Consider the following 23,724-nt stretch of genomic DNA (forward strand, 5'->3'; position numbering starts at 1 on the left):
CTTAACGGTTCTGTTGTGGCGGGTCAGCAGCTGTTGGTCAAGGGAGGCGAGCTGGTGCAGCAGGGAAATCTCAGTGCTTCCGAGATTGCCCTCAACGCGCAGACGCTGACGCAGGAGAGCCGCAGCACAACAAATGCCAGCGGGAACATCACGCTCACCACGTCTGGCCACAGCCAACTGAAAGGCAGCACAACCGCCGGGCAATCTCTCGCCGTCAGCGCGGGCAGCCTCGCGAACCATGGCGCATTAGCCGCCGTGGCGGATACCCGGATTAACACCGGTATATTCAGCAATACCGGCACCGTTCAGGGCAACAGCCTGACCGTCTCCGGGACGGATATCACCAGCTCCGGCGCGCTGAAGAGCGCCTCCACGCTGGATATTCGCGCAGGCAATGCCACGCTTTCCGGTGAGACCGGCGCGAAAGGGAAAACCACCGTAACCGCGAGCGGCAATCTGAACAACAGCGGCACGCTTATCAGCGATGACACGCTCACGCTGAACGCGGCGCAGATTGTCAACAGCGGTACGCTTTCCGGTGTCCGGGGGCTCACCACCTCAGGGAAGACGTTCACCGCCAGCGCAACGTCAGTGACCCACAGCGACGGGGATGTGGCGCTGAACAACACCGATACCACGCTTGCTGGTGAAACCAGTGCCGGTGGCGCGGTTACCGTGCAGGGCCGCAGCCTCAACACCACGGCCACGGCACAGACACAGGGCAACAGCGTCGGCGTGGCCGTGCAAAACGCAAAACTTGAAGGAACTCAGGCTGCCAAAGGCAACATGACGTTCAAGGCTGACAGCAGTCTCAACCACACGGGAAAATCATCAGCTTCAGGGCTTAAGGTTGAAACCGGCCATCTCAGCAACGGTGGAACCCTGACGGCCTCCGCGCTTGCAATCGACAGCCCTGAGGTCATTAACGGTGGTCTGATCCACGCCGGACAAACGCTGTCGCTGGTTACCCGTCTGCTGGATAACCGCAGCAGCGGCGTGCTGTACAGCCCGTCGGCACTGTCACTTTCCCTCTCTGAACTGAACAACGCCGGTATTATCACCAGCGACGCGGCGCTTTCCCTCTCTGGTTCAAATCTGACCAACAGCGGCGAGCTGAGCGGTACTTCACTGGCAATTGATTACGAGACGCTGAAGAACAGCGCGGAGGGGATGTTGCTGGCTCAAGGGGCAAACCGCATCACGGCACAGTCGGTGTCCAGTGCGGGCAGCATGGTGGGCAATACCCTGACGCTGAATGCCGATCGCCTGGAAAGTGCCGGTCTGTTACAGGGCGATAGCGCATTATCACTGACCGCCGGAATCCTGAATTTACTGACAGGCTCCCGCACGCTGACGGGGGGAGCGCTCGGCCTTTCAGGTACCACGCTGGCTACCGCAGGGCAGCTCCAGGGACAGGATGTCAGCATCCGTTCCCACGACTGGACTAACCGCGGAAGTTCCCTCGCGACCGGCTCACTTGACGTTACGACCGCTGGAACGCTCAGCAATACCGGCGAACTGATGAGCCAGGGCAACGGGACGCTGAATGCGGTCAATACCGTTAACAGCGGCAATATGTTGTCGGCCGGTGACCTTTCGCTTAACGGAAAGACGCTGCGCAACAGCGGTACGCTTCAGGGGAATCGCGTCACCGCGCATCAGGACACCATCACGAACAGCGGAACGCTGACCGGGATTGCCGCCCTGACGCTGGCCGCCCGCCAGGAGATGGCGGCGCCATTACTGACGCTGGTGAATGACGCGTCGGGATCGTTGCTGACCGCGGGCGAGTTGTCCGTGACAGGCGGCGATCTGCGTAACGCAGGGCAATGGCAGGGGAAACGGGTACTTATTCATGCGCAGGCGCTTACGAACGGCGGTGCGATCCAGGCAGAAAATTTACTGGATGCGCAAATCGACAGCACCCTTACCGGGACAACGGGCAGCAAAATCACCTCCAATGGAGAACTGGCGCTCTCAGCACTGACGCTGGCAAACAGCGGGCAGTGGATTGCAAAACACCTCACGCTGGGGGCCAGTACCCTGAACAACAGCGGTGAGATCACCGGCGTTGATGCGCTTTCGGTCGCCCTTACGCAGCTGAATAACCAGGCCGGAGGAAAACTGCTCAGCGCAGGCGCGCTGACGCTTGATGCGGAAAATGCAACGAATGCCGGGCAAATCCAGGGGAAAGCGACCACGGTTACCGCCGGGCAACTCATTAACAGCGGACGGCTTCAGGGAGAAGCGCTGACGCTGAATGCCTCGGGCGCGCTGAACAATACCGCCAGCGGTGTGCTGCTGAGCGAGAATGCGCTGACGGTATCGACAGCCACGCTGAACAATCAGGGCACGCTGCAGGGCGGTGGGGAATCTTCGGTGAAGGCCACCACCCGCGTACAGAACGACAGCAAAATGCTCTCCGGTGGCAAACTCACGCTGACCGCACCGGAACTGGCGAACAGCAGCAGTGGTCTGGTTCAGGCGGTGAGGTTGCTGCTGGATGTGGTGAACGCGGTGAATAGTGGGCGGATACTCGCTACTGACAACGCTGAGCTACGGGGAACGACGCTGACCAACGACGGCATGCTGCAAGGTGCAGACCTGCTGGTTAATTATCAAAAACTGAGTAACAGCGGTACGGCTCTCGGTACCCGTTCGCTTACGGTGAAGGGCGATGAGATTACCCATTCCATCAGCGGTAAGTTGTTCAGCGCGGGTAACCTCACGCTCAACAGCGGCACGCTGAAAAACGCCGGACAGATTGTGGCGCTGGGAGATGTCACGCTTCATCTGTTAAATGCGCTTGAGTTCAGTGGAACGCTGGCCGCCAGCAACACCCTGTCTCTCACCGCTCAGGGGGATATCACCAATAATGGCACCCTACAGGGAAACAGCCTCGTTCTGAGCACGGGGGGAGTATTAACCAACAACGGCCAGTTCACTGCAGGTAAGGGTGACAGCACGTTCAGCGCGCAACGTATTGTGCTCAATACAGCCGGTAGCCTCTCGGCAGGCGGCGACGTGGTATTTAACAGCCTGAGTGACATAACCGTAAATGGCTTTACTGGTACGGCTGGCAGCCTGACGATGAATGCTGTGGGCACCTTGCTCAATACCGCTCTGATTTATGCCGCGAATAATATGCAGCTCTTTGCCGACCGTATTCATAACGTCTACGGCGATATTCTGGCAGGGAATAGCCTGTGGATGCAGAAAAATGCGGCGGGGGCTGCGAACAGTGAAGTGGTGAATACGTCCGGGAATATTGAGACGCAGAAGGGTGATTTGACCGTCGCAACAGGGCTGCTGAGCAATAAATGGGAGCAGTTGGATGTGGAAGTGCTGCCTGAGCAGGCGGTGACTTCGTTACCGTGGGTAACAATGACGGAAGCGTTGATCCCAGCAGGCTGGTTACCCCGGGAGGAATATGATTGGTTTGTGACAGACTTCGGTGGCAGTGGTACTGGAGCCCCTGGTTTCAAACCGGAATCCTGGGCGACACCTTACGAAGCATACTATGAAAAAGCTTTTGCCGTTCTTGAGTCTGAAGTTCGGGTAAACGCGACGGGCAAAGCCGCCAGGATCGCCTCCGGGCGCGATCTCTTTATTACTGCGGGAGAACTTGATAATCAGGCGAGTTTTATTCTTGCGCAACGTGACGCCACGTTAAGCGGGAGCGTATTAAACAATCAGTCATGGGAATCGGGTAAGCGGATCACTTATCAGGTTTACCACTATGATGTATCCCAGACGCAGGGACGCCTGGGAAGCATGAAGCCTAACCCGGCAAAAACAGGGGATGTGCACGATACCATCCGGTACCTTGCTACTGGCGAGAGATACACTGCAACCGAGGGAACAGCAACGAGTTACCGTGCCGTTATTCAGGCAGGCGGTAATATTCACGCCACCTTCACCAACGACATCAGCAACACTCTCGTCACGGCCAACACGGACGGCTTTAGCAATACGATTGCCGCCCCTACGCTGACCCCGCTCAGCAACCAGTCCATTACCAGCGGCGAGCAGGCGCAGTCCCTTGTCGAAGCGGATGCGCAGGACATCACCACCCCGCAATGGCGTGATGCGGTGAGTGACGCCCTGAAAGATATCTCCGGCGGTTCATCACTCTCCGACCAAAACGGCAGCAGCGGTAACTATCCGCTGCCGTCCGGCAACAACGGCTATTTTGTTCCCTCCACCGATCCCGATAGCCCGTATCTGATTACGGTGAACCCGAAGCTCGATGAACTCGGCAACATGGACGACAGCCTGTTTAATGGACTGTATGACCTGCTTGGCATAACACCCGGTGCCACACCGCGTGAAACCAACAGCGCGTATACCGATCGGAACCAGTTCCTTGGCTCGTCCTATTTCCTGGACAGGCTCGGCCTGAACCCGGATCGCGACTACCGGTTCCTCGGCGACGCGGCGTTTGATACCCGTTATGTCAGCAACGCGATTCTGAACCAGACCGGCAGCCGCTATATCAACGGCATCGGCTCCGATCTCGATCAGATGCGCTACCTGATGGACAGCGCCGCAGAGCAACAAAAAACGCTGGGGCTGAAATTCGGCGTGGCGCTCACGGCTGAGCAGGTTGCTGCACTCGATAAAAGCATGCTCTGGTGGGAATCAGCGACCATCAATGGTCAGACGGTGATGATCCCGAAAGTCTACCTGTCGCCGAAGGATGTCACCGTGCACAGCGGCAGCGTGATTAGCGGCAATAACGTCCAGCTGGCGGGCGGGAACGTCATTAACAGCGGCAGCACAATTGCGGCGCAGAATGGGCTCTCAATCGACAGCAGCAACAGCCTGAGCAACCTCAACGCCGGACTGCTGAGCGCAGGTGGCGGGCTGAACCTGAGCGCGCTGGGGGATATCAATAACATCGGATCCACCATCAGCGGCAAAACGGTAGGGCTGGAGAGCGTCGCGGGCAGCATTAACAACATCACCCGCGCACAGCAGTGGAATGTCGATGCGGGAAATGTGCATTTCAGTGGCACCGATGTCGGCAAGACGGCCTCCATCACCGCCACCGACGGGCTGACGATGCGCGCCGGACAGGATATCAACGTGACCGGCGCAAACGTGTCGGCGGGTGGCCGCCTGGGTATGGCGGCGGGGAATGATATCAACATCACCGCCAACGAGATCGCGACCAGCGAAGGGCGCGCCGGGCGCAACCGCGCGACCACGGAGACGGCGTCCGTCACGCATCAGGGCAGCACCCTGAGCGCGGGCGGTGACCTCACCTTGCAGGCAGGTAACGACGTGAATGCCCGTGCGGCGGCGATAGCGGCGGAAGGCGATGTGGGCATTCAGGCCGGTCGGGATGTGAACCTGCTGGCGGAAGCGTCGATGGAACGCTCCAGCAGCCAGGCGAAGAAAAAAACCGCCATTGACGAATCTGTTCGTCAGCAGGGTACGGAGATTGCCAGCGGGGGGAATACGGTGATCCTCGCAGGGCGCGACGTAACCGCGCAGGCGGCTGACGTGACAGCGCAGGGCGATATTGGCGTGGCGGCAGGCCGCGACGTAAATCTGACGACGGCGACGGAGAGCGATTACCGCTATCGGGAACAAACTAAAACCAGTAGCGGCTTCCTGAGCAAAAAGACCACCCACACCATCGAGGAAGAGAGCGCGACACGGGAGAAAGGCTCGCTGCTGAGCGGCGACAATGTGACGGTGTCGGCGGGTAACAACCTGCGGGTGTTAGGTTCTGCGGTTGCTGGCGACGGCGATGTGGCCCTTTCCGCGGGCAACAATGTGGACATCGTGGCGGCGACCAACACCGACACGGCCTGGCGCTTTAAGGAGACCAAAAAGTCCGGTCTGATGGGCACGGGTGGCATTGGCTTCACCATCGGCAGCAGCAAGTCCACCCACGATCTTCGCGAGCAGGGTACCACCCAGAGCGAGAGCTTCAGCACCGTCGGCTCGACGGGCGGCAACGTCAGCATTACAGCGGGCAAACAGGCGCATATCGGTGGGGCAGATATCATCGCACAGAAGGATATCAGCCTGACCGGTGACAGCGTGGTGATTGAGCCGGGGCATGACAAACGCACCCGCGATGAGACCTTTGAGCAGAAGAGCAGCGGGCTGACGGTGGCGCTGTCCGGGGCGGCGGGGAGTGCGGTGAACAGTGCAGTGCAGACGGCACGTGACGCGAAAGGCGAGAGCGATGACCGCCTTGCGGCGCTGAAGGCCACCAAAGCGGCACTGTCAGGCGTACAGGCATCGCAGGGTGCAGAAATGGCGCAGATCAACGGCGATCCCAACAGCGGTATCGGCGTCAGCGTTTCGCTCTCTTCGCAGAAATCGAAATCCGAGCAGCACATGCAGAGTGACACGGTTGCGGGCAGTACGCTGAATGCGGGGAATAATCTGTCCATTACCGCGACCGGAAAAGGGAAAGGGGAGAACAGCGGCAACATCCTTATCGGCGGCAGTCAGCTGAAGGCGGGCGGCGACACCGCGCTTGTCGCAGCGAACGACATCGTGCTGGGCGGTGCGGCCAGCACACAGCAGACGACAGGAAAGAACAGCAGCAGCGGTGGCGGTGCAGGCGTCAGCATTGGCGGCGGCAAGAGCGGTTACGGCATCGGCGTGTTTGCGAATGTGAATGCTTCGAAAGGCAGTGAAAAGGGCGACGGTACGGCCTGGACGGAAACGACGCTCGACAGCGGCGGTACGGTCTCCATGACCAGCGGTCGGGACGCCATTCTGAACGGCGCGCAGGTAAGTGGCGATAAAATCGTTGCGGATATCGGGCGCGATCTGTGGATGAGCAGCCAGCAGGACAGCAACGATTATAAATCGACGCAGAACAGCACGGCGGCAGGCGGCAGCTTCTCGTTCGGCAGCATGACGGGGTCCGGCTACATCAGTGCCAGTCAGGACAAAATGAAGAGCACGTATGACTCGGTGCAGGAGCAGACAGGGCTCTTCGCGGGCGATGGCGGTTTTGATGTGACGGTGGGACGCCACACGCAGCTTGACGGTGCGGTGATTGCCTCGACGGCGACGGCGGACAAAAACAGTCTCGATACGGGCACGCTGGGCTTCCGGGATATCCACAACGAGGCGGATTACAAGGTCAGCCACAGCGGCGTCAGCCTGAGCGGCGGCGGTGACTTTGGCGGTGATGCATTCAAGGGCAACCTGCCGGGCGGCGTGGTATCGGCAGCGGGCAGCAGCGGTCATGCGGAGGGTACGACACAGGCGGCGGTGGGCGAGGGTAACATCACCATCCGTGATACCGAAAACCAGCAGCAGGATGTGGCCAGCCTGAGCCGGGATACAGAACACGCAAACGACAGCATCAGCCCGATATTTGACAAGGAGAAGGAGCAGAAGCGGCTTGCGCAGGTGAGTGCCATCAGCGATATCGGCGGGCAGGTGGCAGACATCGCCAGAACGCAGGGCGAGCTGAATGCGCTGAAGGAAGCGCGTAAGACGCACCTTGACCTGACGGTTGAGCAACTGAAAGAGACGCAGACGTACAGGGATGAGCAGGCGAAGTTTGGCACGGGCAGCACCATTCAGCGTGGTATTCAGGCGGCGACGGCTGCGCTTCAGGGGCTGGCAGGCGGAGATATCGCCGGCGCGCTGGCGGGAGCCTCGGCACCGGAGCTGGCGCATCTGCTGAAATCGACGGAGGGCAATCCGGCGGTCAACACCATTGCGCACGCGATACTGGGCGGCGCGGTTGCGGCACTGCAGGGGAACAGTGCAGCGGCGGGTGTGGCCGGTGCGGCGACCGGTGAGCTTGCGGCGAAGGCGATAGCGGGTATGCTGTACCCTGACGTCAAAGATTTATCGACGCTGAGCGAAGAGCAGAAGCAGACGGTCAGTGCACTGGCAACGATATCGGCCGGGATGGCTGGCGGGCTTGCCGGAGACAGTACGGGTTCGGCGGTGGCCGGGGGACAGGCAGGGAAGAATGCGGTTGAGAATAATGCGCTGGGAGATAGGGACAAGCTGCCGGTCAATATCTTCGACATCAATCCGCTGAAACCAAATGTGCTGGATGCTGACGGGGATCCGCTTACTGGTGGTGGGGCAGCTAAAGGTGGCAAAGTTAGCCCTACTACGAAAGAAAATCTCATTTCGTCAGCGAATAAACCTATCAATGGCCAAGGTATGTCTGCCGCCGCAAGAGCCTGGGAAAAACATGCAGGTAGAGAAGGTGGTACTTTTGAACCTTTAAAAGGTAACGTGACTCAGAAAAATGAAGCGGCAAGTAAGTTTGTCAATGATGTTTTGAGCAATCCGGGAACAGCCAAAACAGAGTTGTCTCGTGGTGGAGTTGAATATCGCTTACCAAATGGTCAAGGTATTCGTTATAACTCGGATGGTTCATTTTCTGGTTTTTTAGACCCAAGAAGGTAAGGTAAATGAAGAATGGATTTGAAGTGGATTTTTTCAGCGATTCTCGTTACGAAGAACTGACAGCAGAAATATCTTATAAAGGGCAAATCCTTTGTCAGTTGAATAAAGATAAGGGTATTGATTCTATTGAAATAGAATTTTTCTCAGATAGCCGAATCTTGTCCGAAGCTGTAGAAATGAAATTCCCAATTGACGATTTCTTAAAGATATTAATGCAAACAAAAGCTGATTTGATTGGGTAACGAGGATCCCGGGCACCGAGTCGGGAGCTTACTTTTATCGGTCAGGAAAAAATGCGTTATCCCGTTTGTATACGGGCAGTTTGGGCTTTAGCGATATCCACAACCAGGCGGATTTTAAGACGGAGCATCAGGGCGCGGGTATCAGTTCGGGCGGCAGCATCGGCAAGCAGTTTGCCGGGAATATGGCGAACGCTCTGCTGGCCGGAGGCGGTAACAGCGGTCACGCGGAAGGGACAACACAGGCGGCGGTGAGCGAAGGGACGCTCATCATCCGCGATAAGGAGAACCAGAAGCAGGATGTGGCTGACCTGAGCCGCGATGCGGAGCATGCGAACGGCAGCATCAGCCCGATATTTGACAAGGAGAAGGAGCAGCAGCGCCTGCAGGAAGTGCAGTTGATTGGTGAGATTGGCTCGCAGGTGGTGGATATTGCGAACACGCAGGGGGAAATAAACGGGCTGAACGCAGGCAGAAAAGAGCTTGCAGATAAAGGGATAACCGAGCCGGGGGCGGATGCCAGCGACGAGGTTAAAGCCGCATATCAGAATGCCCTGCGCGAGACCGGTGCGTATAAGACCACGACGGCAAAATACGGGACGGGTAGCGACCTGCAGAGGGGTATCCAGGCGGCGACGGCCGCGCTTCAGGGGCTGGCGGGCAGCGACCTGAAGGCAGCACTGGCGGGGGCATCCGCGCCGGAGCTGGCGTATCGTATTGGTCACGACATGGGAATCGATAACAATACGGCAGCGAAAACCATTGCGCATGCCATCCTGGGCGGTGCGGTTGCGGCGCTGCAGGGAAACAGTGCAGCAGCGGGTGCGGCCGGAGCGGCGACCGGTGAGCTTGCGGCGAAGGCGATAGCGGGTATGCTGTACCCTGACGTCAAAGATTTATCGAAGTTGAGCGAAGAGCAGAAGCAGACGGTTAGTGCACTGGCAACGATATCAGCCGGGATGGCTGGCGGGCTTGCTGGAGACAGTACGGGTTCGGCGGTGGCCGGGGGGCTGGCAGGGAAGAATGCGGCTGAGAATAATTTACTCGGTGGTAGTGAAGATGCTCAGGCTGCGTGGATACGCCAGCATGGTATCGACATGGCGACATGTGCAGATAACCCTTCCGGTGCCGCTTGCCAGAAAGCAATGAATGAGCGGGATGCGGTAGGGGTGGCTCTGGCTACGAGTACAGTGGCATTACTCCCAGGTAGTGCTCAGGCTATGTGGGGACTGGGAGCAAGTGCGAATGCAGGTATCAGTTATCTGGCGGATGGCACTATAGATCCGGCAAATGCGGCGATAGCGGGTTGGGTGAATGTTATAAGCATGGGTAATGGCCTAGCTGGTACAGTGGGTTGGAATGCAGCCGGTGGTGCATTTGGTAACTGGCTGGATGGAAAGGATCCACTATCTGGTGCTGCGATGAATGGTGGTACATCGGCAATAGGTTATGGTGTAGGTAAGGTTATTCAAGGGCCACTGGAGAAAGTAATTAATCCTAACTGGAAAAACTGGGAATGGCTCGATGTTGGTATGGGTATCAGTAAGCCTCTACCACTAAATCCAACGCCTGGAATTGCTGGAAATATAGGTTCTTCAATTGGTTCAGAAGGGTCAGGAACTATAATCCAAGATCAGTTAAAAAACCTACAGGAGAAAAAATAATGAGATATCAATCTCTCTTTACGCGTTTTTTAGTAACTGTACTGATATGGTTTATTGCCATATTTATCATGTCAATAGCAATATTTTTCTTCACTAGAGTGTTTGTTTTTTATTGGATTGGTGGCGATTTTTTATTCTCATATGTTGATATTATGAAAGCTTTAAAAATAGCTGTGTATTGTTCTCTATTATGTAGCATAGGGAGTTGGGTCTTATATCGAATTAACAAAAAAAACAGAAGATAATGGAATAAATCCAGCCCTTAATTCGATGGGGTTTTAGTTGCGGAGAATAACTCGCTGGCGCTGGGTCGCCAGAGGTTGCGCGGTTGCAGCGCCGTGCTGGACGAAGGTCCCATAGCAGTTGCTTGAAATCGGGGTCAAGGCCGGTATTACCGGCGCGGTGGCGAAAACACTTGCCGACAAACTGACAGCTGATGAACTGGATCATCTTGTACCCTGGAAATGATGGGCAATGATGAGATCACCAGAAAGTATCTCAGTTCGCTTTAGGATAAGTACGGTTCCGGGAGTGCTTTGAATCCGAATATCGGCAAGGATCTGACGGATGGCGAGAAGGCAGAACTGGGCGGTGCGGGGTCAGGCACCGGTACACCACCACCGCCGGAAAATGATCCTAAGCAGCAAAATGAAAAGCCCGTAGAAAAGCTTAATCAGAAATAAGAAAGTACGATTAAGAAGATCGGTAATACTATAAAAAATGCTCTGAAAGACCATGATATTACTGGAACTATCAAAGACATGGATGGTAATTCAGTGCCTAAAGAGAATGGAGGGTATTGGGATCATATGCAGGAAATGCAAAATACGCTCAGAGGATTAAGAAATCATGCGGATACGTTGAAAAACGTCAACAACCCCGAAGCTCGGGCTGCGTATAGTAGAGCAACAGATGCTATTAATAAAATAGAATCGGCTTTGAAAGGACATGGAATATGATTACCTTCCGTAAATTGATTGGAAACATCAATGTGACGAAAGAACCAGATCAACAATCACCACTTGAACTCTGGTTCGAACGTATTATTGATGTGCCTATTGAAGAGCTCACAGTGGAAGACCTCTGCCGAGCTATCCGACAGAAATTATGTATTGATCAACTGATGCCCAGGGTCTTGGAAGTCCTGACTGAAGAACCATTGGCAGTTGAGTATTACGATGGTGAACTAATTACTGCCTTATCAACAATAAAAGCAGAAGATCTAAGAGGTCAGAAAAATACTTTTACCCAAATAAGGCAACTGATTAACCAGTTGTCTCCTTCAGATATTAACGATGATCTAAGAAAAGATATATTAAAAATCAATCAAATAATCGTATAAACGCTCCCGGCCATCGGGCCGGGAGCGTTCTGTCAGGCTTTACTCGAAGTTCCCGTATCTGCTCTGGATCACTCACAGATTGCCGAAATTTAACGGCAGTGGATATTGCAGTATGCAGGGGAACGCCGAATTAGGCCTGAACTAAGTACGAAAGAGCGGTAAGCGTAAGCAAGCAGAAGGATATTCTCCTTCATTATTTTATCTCAAGGAAAGAAAATGAAAGTAACAACATTCACAGTAACTACTTTACTATTCGTTGTAACGCTAACGGGTTGTGCCAGCAAAATAAAGCCTGAAACAGTAACCTCTTCCAATGGTAGTTCAATTGAGATTATGGCTGTGTCAGCACAGGCAGATCTTAACAATAATCGTATCGCAGATAATTCACTACGCGTAGTTACTCCGACTCATAACGCTGTAGGAAAAGGGTTGGCCGTTTTGTTTGTGTTGACCGGAAATATAAAACCCAGCAGTTTTGATAAAGAAAATTATAAAGGGGAAATCATCGAGTCGATCAAAAATCCTACTGATACCTATCTTGTTCAAGGTGCAAAGAAAAGTATCAGTAAGTGGATGGACTCCCAATCCAGCGGTTATGTTTATAAAGAACAACTCAATATTGGCCATGCTACCTGGGCATTGATTTTTAAAGATGCTACAGCAACCACTCCCGTTTATCAGTTGAAATATAAGGTGCTTTTCTATAAGAAACCTGAGGGTGGGAATATGTTTTCCGCATATACTGTAGCTGAATGTTCCCCCGTTCCTGTGGAAGCGAATCTGTCAGAATGGGAACGTGATAATTATAAGAAGGTGACGATTGAAACCCAAAAATATATGGATACGTGTATCATGGAATTAAATAATCAACTCCCGCGCTTGCTGAAGAAATAGCATTTGTATAAAAACAGTCCCGGTTTTAAAACCGGGATGTTATCTGTATGAAAATTCGCTTTTGATAAAAATAATTATGGGAATGGCGAAGTAGCTTCGGAAAATATTTTTGAATAATATCATTGAATGATCCCTACCTCCGTGCTGGAAATCCTATATCAATTGTTACATTTACTCTCATTACACGTTGCGGGGCTTGTTAGCAGTTGTCATTCTGATTATCCCGCCCCCCTATGCCCGGTTTACCATAAAATTCCTAAAATGTGTAATTTGCCAGCGACATCACTTTATCCTGCTCTGGATTGTTCATCTTCCATGTTAAAATACGTAGCAAACAACATTGTTAAAGGACAAACGATGAAAATGAAGCTTTCCCTGTTTTGCGCAAATACAGGTTTAAGTAAAAAGGACTTCCCCTTATGGTTAGATGTTTACGATGCGCTTCATCAGCTCAGGAGGAATACGGGAAGCGTTAATATTGTAGATGTTGATAATCAAAAAACGCTCATCATCCATTCGGATGGTATGCATTTCCTGCTCTCATTAATTGAGGGTAAGGATGATAAAACAAAAATAAAAAGTATCCAAACTGCTTGTTTTGGAAGGAAAGGAAGTTCTGTTCCGCCTGTTTTTCTGAGTCATTCTCATGGCCTGACAAGTGATTTCGAGTTTGTGACTGAGGTTTCCAGAACCTTTTTCATCACAGGACAGGTTTAGCGTTTTGCTGCATTAAACCAACCCTGTTATATCCGGCATTTAAATTCCAAACCCATCTATTTAAATCATTATGCCTAATGAAAAGTAGGTTGTGGTCGTGTATTTCGTATTTTTTCTGAATTATTCTCAAACCAGACAAACCTTGTCCTGATTCAACACGTGGTAGGCTATGGTGTATAGCGTGTAATGGAGCCGTTAATGCCTCAGGAAAGAATAAACACCAATGACAAAAATACTGCTTGTGGATGACCATCCGGCAATCTGCTTTGCGCTCAAGGTGCTGCTGGAAAAAAATCCGGATTTTATCGTGACGACATCCTCCGGCGAGAACCTGCTGACGCTGCTGCATCGTGAACAGCCATCGCTGCTGATCCTCGATCTGGAACTCAAAAACGCTGACGGGCTGGATCTTCTCCCGCGTATCAAGCACCACTTCCCTGCGCTCAGGGTGCTGGTTTATACCAACCAGCCTGCGGGGATCTATGCACTGCGTACGCTGAAGGCCGGGGCGAGCGGGTTTATCAATAAAAGCCTGGCGCTGGAGCGCGTCGAGCCGGTTTGCCAACTGCTGCTGGACGGCTATCACTGTTTCCCGGAAGAGACATTCACGAAAATCGTCGAGGCTACTGAAATACAACATGATACCCGGGCGCTGCTGGCGAGTTTCTCCGATCGTGAAATCGCGGTGCTGAACTATCTGAAGCAGGGCAAAAGCAACAAGGAGATTGCCGACCGGCTGGCGCTCAGCAACAAAACCATCAGCACCTATAAGGCGCGAATGATGAAAAAAAGCGGCTTTGCGCATTTTGAACAACTTTTCGATCTTATTGATACTTCAGAGCCAGAGACGTGAGAGCCGTTACCTTTATCCTGCTTTTTTGTATTGCCTTTACCGTGTGCGCCGCGCAACCGGGGGAATCCCTTCGCCTGCTGGCGCGTAGCCATGAAAAGGTGATCGAACCGGGACTCAGCGGCAGCGAATGGCGCTGGGTGCGCGAACACCGCAAAATCCGTCTGGCGGTCTGGGAGCCGATGATGCCCCCTTACGACATCACCACCGGGCTGAATGATTACGGTGGTATCAATGCGGATTTCACCGGGCTGGTGGCAGAAAACCTTGGCCTGGAGATCGAGGTGGTGCGTTATCCCACCTATGACGATGCCTTGTCAGCATTGCGGGCAGGCAAGGCGGATTTTATGCCTCAGGCAGGGGATAGCCAGCAACAACAGGGGCTGATGCTGAGTGTGCCCTACAGCGACAACATCCCGGTTGAAGTGGTGAATACCGATGCCTCGCCCGATGAGCCGGTGAAAAGGATCGCCGTTTCGCCTGTCTACAGCAGCAGCGACGTGCTGGCCCGTTATCCGGGGGCTGACATTGTGAATTTCTCCTCCACGCGGCATGCGCTGGAGGCGCTGGCGTTTCGCGAAATCGATCTGTTCTTCAGCGATGCGATCACCGCGCGCTATCTGGCGAGTCAGTCCAGTTTAAGCAATCTCAGTATTCGTCCGGTGGCGGACACGTTCGAGGCGTCGGGATTCTCGTTCGCCGCGATGCCAAAGATGGCGGTCTGGATCGCGATCCTCAACAAGATGCTGACGGCGCTGCCGGAGAACGCGGGGGTGGAGATCCACCGTCGCTGGAGCGGGGGGATCCCGCTCTCCCTGAGCGAAGAGCCACCGCGTTACACCTCGCTCGAACATAAATGGATCAAAGAACATTCCCGGATCCGCGTCGCGGTGGCGCAGGATAACGCCCCCATTGCCTTTTTCAACGAGCGCGGGCAGCTGCGCGGCATCCTGGCGGATCTGCTGACCGCGCTCCGCCTGCGTACCGGGTTTACCTTTGAAATCCGCCGTTATCCCAGCCAGGCCACCGCCTTCAGGGCCATTAATCGCGGAGAGGCCGAGCTGATTGCAGGCGTCACGCAGGAGGGGATCTGGCAGGCGGATCTCCTCACCACCCGAACCTGGCTGTATAACTCCTGGGTTATGGTTGGACGTGCGCTCCCGGGGAAGGAGGCGCTTCAGCCCCGTGTGGTGAGCCTGCGCGGTGAAGCGCCTGATGGCTGGCTTGGCCGACAAAACAGCGGCCAGACGGCGAAGGTCGATACCTGGTGGCAGGGTTTTAACAGCGTGGTGAAGGATCAAAACGACATGATGGTGGTGCCGCTGATCATTGCCAACGCCCAGCTCACCCGCAAAGAATTTGCCTCACTGAAAATTCTTGCCAGCATCGATGCCGAACCGTTGCGCTTTGCCTTTGGCGCATCGCGGCAGGCCTGGCCGCTGATCACCATTCTGAATAAAGCGCTGATCAACATCCCGCCGGAAGATCTCCACGCCCTGACGCGCGGCAGCAATACGGGCAATGCGTTTGCCTCTGTGTCGACGTCGGCGCTGTCGATTACGTGGATGGTGACGTTCACCGCCGCCGGTCTGGCCTTGCTGGCGCTGGTGGCCGGGTGGATCTACCGTCGGCGGCGCATCCAACAGGCGCGCATCCGCAAGCTTATTCAGTCGCTGCGCGCAGCGAAACAGCGCGCAGAGCGAGCCCGTCGGGGAAAAAGCGCCTTTCTGGCGACCATGAGCCATGAAATTCGCACGCCCGTCAGCGCCATTATCGGCATGCTGGAGCTGGTGATGAAACGTCCCGACCATGCCCCGCAAAACCCGCAGTCGATACGGGTCGCCTGGGACGCAGCGCAGTCGCTGTTGCTGCTTATCGGGAATATCCTGGATGTGGAGCGTATTGTGTCCGGTCGTCTGGTGCTCCGCCCGGAGCGCGCCTCGCTTCGAAACCTGATTGAAGGAACGGTGTCGCAGTTTGAGGGGCTGGCGGCGCAGAAATCATTGAAGCTGCTGCTGGAAATGGATACCGCCCTGAAAGGGGACGTATTGATCGATGTGATGCGTTTTCGTCAGATCGTCACCAACCTGCTGGGCAACGCCATTAAATTCACCGACCACGGTCAGGTGATGCTGCGGGCGCAGCCGCAATGGCAGGACGGCGAGTTTATGCTGCTGGAGCTGACAATAGCAGACACCGGCGAGGGGATTGATGCTGCGACGCAACAGCGTCTGTTCCAGCCTTTTAGTCAGGGTGAGAGCCGTACCCGGGCGCAGGGCAGCGGGCTGGGGCTCTATATCTGTCGCCAGCTCGCGGACATGATGGAAGGGGATCTCACGCTGAACAGCGTGCCGGGTGAGGGGACAACGGTCACGGTGACGCTCAGGCTGCCCGTTATGGCCGCACTGCCAGAGAAAGAGGCTAAAGCTTGCGTGCCACCCGGCAAACGCGCAGCGTTGACCATCATGGTGGTAGACGATAACCCGGTCGGGCGGATGCTGCTTACCCAGCAGCTTGAGTGGCTGGGGCATGCGGTCACCCAGCACGACAGCCCGGCAAAGCTGCTTGAGAGCCTGGCAATCCGACAGCCGGACGCGGTGATCACCGACTGCAACATGCCCGAGATGAGTGGCTATGCCCTGTCGCGCATCATCAATGAACATTACCCCAGTGTCACGGTGTTTGGCATGACGGCGGACGCGCGTGAATCCGTGCGGGATGAGGCGCGGGAAGCAGGCATGCGCGACTGTATCTTCAAGCCGGTCACGCTGGTTGCGCTGGAAAATCTGCTTGCCCCTCTTGCCCCCTCCGGTAAATCGCCGGTTGCTTCGCCATATTCCATCACGCTCCCCCCAGCACTGCTGGACGGTGAGCATCTGGCAACGTTTCTGGATTTGCAGATAACCGTGCTGGAGGAGACGCTGGGCGATATTGCGCTGTGGCGAAAGGAACCCGGTACACCCTTGAAGGACGCGCTGCACCGACTGCGGGGCGGTATTCAACTGCTCGGTATGCCAGCGCTTGAGGCCCGCTGTCTGGAGCAGGAGCAGGCTGCCGACAGCGGCGGCATCCGTCAGCTTGAGGAGGAGATTCAGGCATTAAGGGCTGCATTACAGCGCTGGCGCGAGACGGGACTACAACCGGGCGAGACCGTCCTACAGCAGAATGAGGACGGGCGTACAGCGTAAGCTTCCCGTCCGCCGGGGTACTCTTTTATTCGAGGACGTTCACATATAAAGGAGATATCCCGATGAAAAAACTCGTATCCGCGCTGGCCGTTATTGCCTCTGTTGGTATGTTCACCTCCGCCCAGGCGGCAGAAAGCTGCTCTGCCAAAGCCGCGGCACTGGAAAAAGAGATCCGTATCGCCCAGCAGTACGGTAATACCTACAAGGTCAACGGCCTGAAAAAAGCGCTGGCTGAAGTGAAAGCGCACTGCACCCCGGCAAGCGTACAGGCTGACGCGCAAAAAGAGGTGAAGAAGCTGGAGAAGAAACTGGCCGAGAAGCGCGAAGATATTGCCGAGGTTCAGGCCGATCTGCGTGAAGCGAAAGCCAAAGGCGACAGCAAGAAAGTGGCGAAATACCAGCGCAAACTGGCTGAAAAACAGAGCGATCTGAGCAGCATTCAGCAAGAGCTGAGCCGCGCACGCGCCGCGCTTGCCTCCCTGCAGAAATAACGCTTTTTTGTAAAACAGGTGAGGGGGCGTGAGCCTCCTCACCTTTTTGCGCTGCCTGCCATCATGATGCGACTCCGTCTTCTCTGTTTTATGCTGCTGTTCGCCATGGCAGAAAGTCGTGCGGTAAGCCAAAAGACGTGGGTGATCCTCAATAACCTCTATAAAGGGGCGATTTCGTTTGAGGTGTCTGCCTCGGGGCCTTGCCTTAGCCAGCCGCTGATGGAGGAGTGGGGCGTGCGTGACGCGGTGCTTTCACGCCTGGTCTGGGATGCCAAAGGTTGCCTGACACCGCAGTCTGCAGAGCAGTTTAACCTCAAATACTGGTACCGCCCACAAGCGCAACTGCTGACGCTTCTGTTCCCGACAGACGCCATTAGCCCGCAGCAGAACGGCGTCAGCACCAGCCGCTGGGATGATGGCATCAACGCGCTGTTTATTAACTATCGTCTGGATGCGGATAACAGCCAGGCGCAGTATGACTGGGAGCGTTCCGGTACTGACGCCACGCTGAGCCTGGACAACGGCCTTAATGTGGGCCCCTGGCGTCTGCGTTATCAAAACACCTTCTGGCGAGAAAAAGAGGGACAACACGGTTCGTACACCAATGCGATGTCGCTCTGGCGCAGCATCACGCCGCTGCGTTCGCGTGTGACGCTGGGCGACGGCAATACCTCTTCAAATATGTTCGACAGCCTGGCGTTTCGCGGTGCATCGCTCGCCAGTGACGAGGCGATGTACCCTGATAGCTGGCGACCCTATTCCCCGTGGATCAACGGCTATGCCCGCACAGAGGCGGAAGTCACCATTCACCAGAACGGGGTACGTGTTTACCGTATTCACGTCCCGCCCGGGCCGTTTACCATTCGCGATTTTTATCCACCGGACCCGGACGGCAACCTGGAACTGACGGTGCAGGAGAGCGACGGTACGGAGCGTACCCGCCTGCTGCCTTATTCCAGCATGCCCAATCTGGTGCATCACGGGCTCTTTAGCTACGAACTGGCCGCCGGTCGGTATAAGCCTTTTCACGGTATCGACAGGGACAAGGATCGCTTCTGGCAGAGTACGTTCTCGTGGGGAGTTGCCCCGCAGGTCACCGTGTTTGCCGGGCTGCAGCAAGGGGAGCACTATTTCAGCCAGGTCGCGGGTTTTGGCGCTAACCTCGGGCGGTGGGGGGCGTTTTCCGCAGATGTCAGCGCGGCTCGCTATACGCAAGAGGCGGAGACGCTACGGGGCAAGGTGTGGCGTCTGCGCTATGCCAAAGCGTTCTTTACGACCGAAACCAGCCTCACCGCTCAGCTCCAGTGGTATCCACGTAATGAACATTACCGATCGCTGGAAGAAAAAATCACGCGAGCGGAACTGCGGAGATACGGCTGGGACGATGACGTCACCCGGCGGGCGCTGCGCGGGCAGCTGGAGCTTAACCAGAATCTTGGCGAGGACGCCAGCCTGAGCCTGTCGTGGCACGGGTTGAAGTCACGTGAACCTGACGCAGGCAGCATGGGGATGACGCTGAGCCTGGATGCGACCTTACAGAACGTGGATGTCAGCCTGTACGGCGGTTATGAACGCTACGGTAAAAACCCGGATGAAACCACCGTGGGTTTCAACATCAGTGTGCCTTTATCCCTTTGGGGGACGACGAGTAATGTCGGCTATATCACCGAGCTCGCCAGCCGGGGGGAAGATAGTCATGGAGTGAATGTGTACGGTTCGGCGTTGAGTGATTACAGCCTGCGTTACGATCTGCAGGCGACGCATACCCTACACCGCAATGATGAGTTGTCTGCGAGCCTGGGCTATCAGTACAACGCGGGCGAGCTGAACCTCAGTATGGTACGCGGCGGAGCGCGCCGTGATTATCACGCCGACACCAGCGGCAGCATTCTGGTACACGCAGGCGGCGTGACGCTTGGCCAACAACTCGGCAGCACCGCTGCGCTGGTGGACGTGCCGGACTCGCCGGGCATTGGCTTCTATAACCAGTTTGGCTCCACAACCAATGCCAGAGGCGAGCTGCTGGTGAGTTACTTAACGCCATGGCGAGTGAACCGCATTACGGTCGATAACTTCAGCTTGCCGGAAAACACCGCGCTGGATGTGACGGAACTGGAATCGGTGCCGACCGATGGCGCGATTGTTCTGCTGCGTGTTCCCCAACCGGTAACCGATTGAAATAAAAAGGAACGATACTAAAAACAAGACAAATCCCTACGTAAAATTACCAGGTAAAACGCGTATTCATCCTAATAGTTTGCCCTTTCGGGACTGCTTATGATTCGTCTCACTGACTGTTTTTCAATGGAGTGTAGATGAAGATGAAAGCAATTTTAATCGCCCTGCCTGTCGCGATGATCCCGGCTACCGTTCTGGCGGCAAATACGGAAGAAGGGTATTACGGTTCGGCAAAATACCTGCAGATTGAACAGCGTGCGAAAGAGATGGATACCAGCGCGCGTCCGGGTGTCGGACAGTTTGTGGGCGGTAAAGAGAAAGAGCATTTTGGAGGCGCGGCGATTGCCGCAGGCTATCAGTTCGGCAACGGCTGGCGTACCGAAGGTGAATACACATTTAAACAAAAAACGGAGTACACCAGCGGCTCCAGCACATTCGCGAACAGCTTTAACCACCTGCAGACCGAAACTGAACGACTGATGCTGAATGTCTACCGCGATTATGAACTCGGCTACGGTGTCTCTGTTTACGGAACCGCAGGGCTTGGCGTGAGCAAGATCAAAGCGGGCGGCTGGCAGGGTAACGCCGGACGTGAATACGCCTCGACCACCCAAAGCAACCTGACCTACGCGTTAGGAGCGGGCGTAAGCTACACGCCGGTTGAACGTCTGTATGTCGATCTGGGCTATCGCTATATCGATATGGGCAAGATCGAAAGCGGATATAACAATTTCACTAACGCGCGCGGCTTAAAAGATGAGCAGATGAAAGCGCATATTGTCTCTAACGAATTTACGCTGGGTATGCGTTACGTGTTTTAACCTGTTGTGACCGTCACTGCTTTAAAACAGGGCCAACACCGTGGGAGTGCGGGGTTGGCTTTTTTATTGCGCAGGTGTGGCATGTTGATTGCCCGAGCCAGATCAGAACCAACGATTATGTTTAACATAGAAATAGGTAACGATGATGATCCATGCCAGTGTAAGAATACCAAAATAGTCAGGGACGAAACGCGCGAATATATAAGCACCGGCAATGATAAGTGCTATAGGGATGTAATAAATATATGATTGCAGAAACCATAGTATTGCTCGTTTCATCTTTTTAACAGCTCATATAAAGCGTCGCCGATTATCTCCTCATTATTTCCACCTGATTCGATTTGATAAATTATTTTTGTCATTTGTGGTTCAATAAGAAAGTAAAGCATCTCAAGGTTTTGTTGGTACAAGGCCTGATAATACGCTGGGTCCTGAAATTTGAGCTTGTTAGCAGCTAATGCTGCTACCTGTGCTTTCGAATAGATTATGGCACCGTTAACATACATTGATGATAATGAATTGACCATCCTGATATGCGATTCGTGAAAATCACCGCTACTTATTATCAGCTTTGCAATAGTTAAGGAAAGCGCTAATTTGCTAGATTTTTCTGCGTACTCATAAGCCTTATCGCCTAATTCTTTTTTTAGAAACGCGGCAAGATTGTTACTCTTTTGCTCTCCGAGTCTTTTGAGAGTTTTCCGAAAGTAAATCTCAACCATATCTAGAGCAACATCGTTTCGATTATAGATTTCAGCAAGTGCCAATGCGAGACGGCGGTCTTCATTTATTAGCTCACGACAAGCATTGCGGTAGTAATCGTCTGGTATCAAGCACGAACCATAGTTGATCATACGCTGTGTGCCAAGCTTCAGATTCTCGATAGTGCTCATATTCGTGGCTTGTATTTCTCGCAATGCTTTGGTTAGCGCCAGGGCCAGGTTCCTTTCTGATTGCAACTTCATTTTTGCATAGCCGTCTGCCATTGTAATTTCCCTTGTTGTAACATTACCCTGTCAATAATTGATCATCATTGTCATAGGGGGCAAGGAAGATAATGAAAAAAAGCGGTAGAGTGTCAATTTATGTTATGGTGGTGATTATTTTCTTTCTTACTATTCCGGAGATCGTTGTTCGTGTGCTGACGCCGGAGCAGTTTGCTCGATTGAGTGATTTTACAAGCTTTGGTGGCCTGTTCAGTCATATCCTTTCTTTATTGATTTTCCTCGGTTTAGCTTCAATTCTGCTGGGCGTGCTCGCCATTTTTGTAACGAAAAAAATTTATCGGCGTTTAACTCGATACAAAAGCTAATCGTCAAAGCTGGCCCGTAAGGTGGGCAGTGAAGCGGAATTAAGCGTGTACTGGTCTGAGGCTATCAGGTTCAGTTCAAAACTGGGTAACGATAAGGAAGCATTGTATTAACGTGGAAAAAAGCCATTCTTTAGAGTGGCTTAACGATCTGATTCAAAAAGCTAAAGTTTGGTGGCCTTTGCAAGATTTTAACCAGTCATCAAGCGATTATGAGTTCGTAGAGTAACAACCGAAAATCAATAGTTTGCATTATTTATCATTGACATAGGTTGTCACTGTTTGCCAATGGTTACCCGTTATCAGCCATTTCTACCGCCACTTTATCGCCACTCTCATCTTACCAAGGGCTGGCCACATTGCGTTTCAAATAGATGTCATTCAAATTTGATTCCAAAATCTGAGCAGTTAAGGCAAAGTGTTCCAACGTGAATGAGACATTATAATGTGTAAGTCTTTGAAATAATAGATAGAATAGGAAATGAAATGGATAATCACGGTTCGAATGGTCCTAATGATAACCCGTTTTTAAGTGGGAGAAGTGGGTTTAATAGTCTTGGCGGGCTAGGTTTGCCAAAGTATGGAACTACACCTCCACCTTCACCCCCACCATTAGTTCTTCAGCCAGCAAACCAGTTATGGTTTAACCAGAAAGATATAATCCTAGATGGGTGGCGGTTCTCCTTTTGCCGCTTTGATAACTGTCGAATTTTTATCAATTCGCAACACTTTGAATTAATTAACTGTCTAATAGACGAAAATTCTAATATTTATTATCAAAACCATACAGTAAATATAATTAAATTATTCAACAGTAGATATTCGTTATCATTCTTACCGCACAACTTCCAAGCCATAAGAAATAATGATGGCACTATCACCATAGTGAGATAATCATGACGGATAAAAATGATGGCTCCTTATCCGTAAGTGCTAGTGCAGCTGTCACTGTAACGGCTAAGAGAAGTCAATCTTTGATTATCATTCTGGCAATTACAATGACTATCCTTAGCATTATAGCATGCTTGCTTTTGTATGATAATCATCCTTTATTTTGGATACCATTCGTACCAGCAGGAGTATTGTTAATTACCTGTGTATTTTTGGCTCTTATTACTCATAAAAATACAGATCTCGCTGGTGCACATGCTACTGTCATTGAGTCAGGAGGTCCTGGCGGCTTTAAAATTGTTGCAGATCCAAGAGTTGACTTTGCTTCGAAAAGTATTGTTCCACTCCTATCTGTTTTGGCAAACATGCATACTTTACCTGAAGCTAGTGGGTTAGTGGATAAAGATCTTAATCCAATACCGAATACAGAGCATGAAGCTATGCAGAAGGTTGCAAGCATTAATTTAGAAGCCCAGCAAGCATGTGCTGAGGCAGTCACCAAACTTGCGTCATTGCCGAATTCTGAACCGCCAGTAGGACCTGTGATATCTGTTTCGAAAACAGAAGTAGAAAATCTTATTCCGCAAGAATATATCCATTTAAAAAAAGATGATATTGTTAGTTAATAATTGATAAAAATACTAAAAGGAATGCGTATTTTAATACGCATTCCTTTCGTTTTACCGAATTTATAATGATTTTTATTGTGATTAGTTATTGTCTATTTC

The 23,724-nt window shown here is 53.2% G+C and carries 13 protein-coding genes and 2 pseudogenes; 14 read left to right on the forward strand and 1 reads right to left on the reverse strand.

Annotated features, from left to right (window positions below; translation table 11 throughout):
* Positions 1 to 15: 15 nt before the first annotated feature.
* The 12 genes and pseudogenes from AK59_RS0118990 (at position 16) to AK59_RS0119060 (ending at position 20,796) form a co-directional block, all read left to right on the forward strand.
* Positions 16 to 8,412, forward strand: a complete 8,397-nt coding sequence (locus AK59_RS0118990; RefSeq protein WP_269319535.1) for a hemagglutinin repeat-containing protein — start codon at positions 16 to 18, stop codon at positions 8,410 to 8,412.
* 5 nt (positions 8,413 to 8,417) lie between these two features.
* Positions 8,418 to 8,654 carry a hypothetical protein gene (locus AK59_RS0118995; protein WP_029883516.1) on the forward strand — a complete coding sequence of 79 codons (237 nt, stop codon included), beginning with the start codon at positions 8,418 to 8,420 and terminating at the stop codon, positions 8,652 to 8,654.
* Positions 8,655 to 8,713: 59 nt separating this feature from the next.
* A pseudogene (locus tag AK59_RS0119000) lies at positions 8,714 to 10,315 on the forward strand (VENN motif pre-toxin domain-containing protein); the annotation flags it as partial.
* Positions 10,316 to 10,587: 272 nt separating this feature from the next.
* A pseudogene (locus AK59_RS1000000125500) lies at positions 10,588 to 11,274 on the forward strand (VENN motif pre-toxin domain-containing protein); the annotation flags it as partial.
* On the forward strand, positions 11,271 to 11,657 hold the full coding sequence (locus tag AK59_RS0119025; protein ID WP_029883520.1) for a contact-dependent growth inhibition system immunity protein: 387 nt from the start codon (positions 11,271 to 11,273) through the stop codon (positions 11,655 to 11,657). The pseudogene AK59_RS1000000125500 and the gene AK59_RS0119025, both read left to right, overlap by 4 nt.
* A gap of 216 nt (positions 11,658 to 11,873) precedes the next feature.
* Positions 11,874 to 12,551, forward strand: coding sequence for a hypothetical protein (locus AK59_RS0119030; RefSeq protein ID WP_029883521.1), 678 nt, complete (start codon positions 11,874 to 11,876; stop codon positions 12,549 to 12,551).
* Positions 12,552 to 12,908: 357 nt separating this feature from the next.
* Positions 12,909 to 13,268 carry a hypothetical protein gene (locus tag AK59_RS01000000123860; RefSeq protein ID WP_231501502.1) on the forward strand — a complete coding sequence of 120 codons (360 nt, stop codon included), beginning with the start codon at positions 12,909 to 12,911 and terminating at the stop codon, positions 13,266 to 13,268.
* A 223-nt stretch (positions 13,269 to 13,491) separates the two neighbouring features.
* On the forward strand, positions 13,492 to 14,121 hold the full coding sequence (locus tag AK59_RS0119040; protein WP_029883522.1) for a response regulator transcription factor: 630 nt from the start codon (positions 13,492 to 13,494) through the stop codon (positions 14,119 to 14,121).
* Positions 14,118 to 17,306 carry an ATP-binding protein gene (locus tag AK59_RS0119045; RefSeq protein ID WP_029883523.1) on the forward strand — a complete coding sequence of 1,063 codons (3,189 nt, stop codon included), beginning with the start codon at positions 14,118 to 14,120 and terminating at the stop codon, positions 17,304 to 17,306. The genes AK59_RS0119040 and AK59_RS0119045 overlap by 4 nt, the downstream gene beginning before the upstream one ends.
* A 62-nt stretch (positions 17,307 to 17,368) precedes the next feature.
* A complete protein-coding gene (locus AK59_RS0119050; protein ID WP_013098815.1) occupies positions 17,369 to 17,797 on the forward strand; it encodes a DUF1090 domain-containing protein in 429 nt (142 codons plus the stop codon).
* Positions 17,798 to 17,860: 63 nt separating this feature from the next.
* Complete coding sequence (locus AK59_RS0119055; RefSeq protein WP_029883524.1) at positions 17,861 to 19,975, forward strand: fimbria/pilus outer membrane usher protein; 2,115 nt, start codon at positions 17,861 to 17,863, stop codon at positions 19,973 to 19,975.
* 137 nt (positions 19,976 to 20,112) lie between these two features.
* The gene (locus AK59_RS0119060) at positions 20,113 to 20,796 is read left to right on the forward strand and encodes an outer membrane protein (RefSeq protein ID WP_013098813.1); all 684 of its coding nucleotides are present in this window, start codon (positions 20,113 to 20,115) and stop codon (positions 20,794 to 20,796) included.
* Positions 20,797 to 21,071: 275 nt separating this feature from the next.
* Here AK59_RS0119060 and AK59_RS0119065 read toward each other — a convergent pair whose 3' ends face one another.
* Positions 21,072 to 21,782, reverse strand: coding sequence for a hypothetical protein (locus AK59_RS0119065; RefSeq protein ID WP_029883525.1), 711 nt, complete (start codon positions 21,780 to 21,782; stop codon positions 21,072 to 21,074).
* Positions 21,783 to 21,853: 71 nt separating this feature from the next.
* On the opposite strand from AK59_RS0119065, the gene AK59_RS0119070 reads away from it, so the two are divergent.
* The gene (locus tag AK59_RS0119070) at positions 21,854 to 22,108 is read left to right on the forward strand and encodes a hypothetical protein (protein WP_029883526.1); all 255 of its coding nucleotides are present in this window, start codon (positions 21,854 to 21,856) and stop codon (positions 22,106 to 22,108) included.
* 893 nt (positions 22,109 to 23,001) lie between these two features.
* The gene (locus AK59_RS1000000125030; RefSeq protein WP_156037808.1) at positions 23,002 to 23,622 is read left to right on the forward strand and encodes a hypothetical protein; all 621 of its coding nucleotides are present in this window, start codon (positions 23,002 to 23,004) and stop codon (positions 23,620 to 23,622) included.
* The last annotated feature ends 102 nt before the right edge of the window (positions 23,623 to 23,724 follow it).

The organism is Enterobacter sp. T1-1 (genome assembly GCF_000710795.1).
GTDB lineage: Bacteria > Pseudomonadota > Gammaproteobacteria > Enterobacterales > Enterobacteriaceae > Enterobacter > Enterobacter cloacae.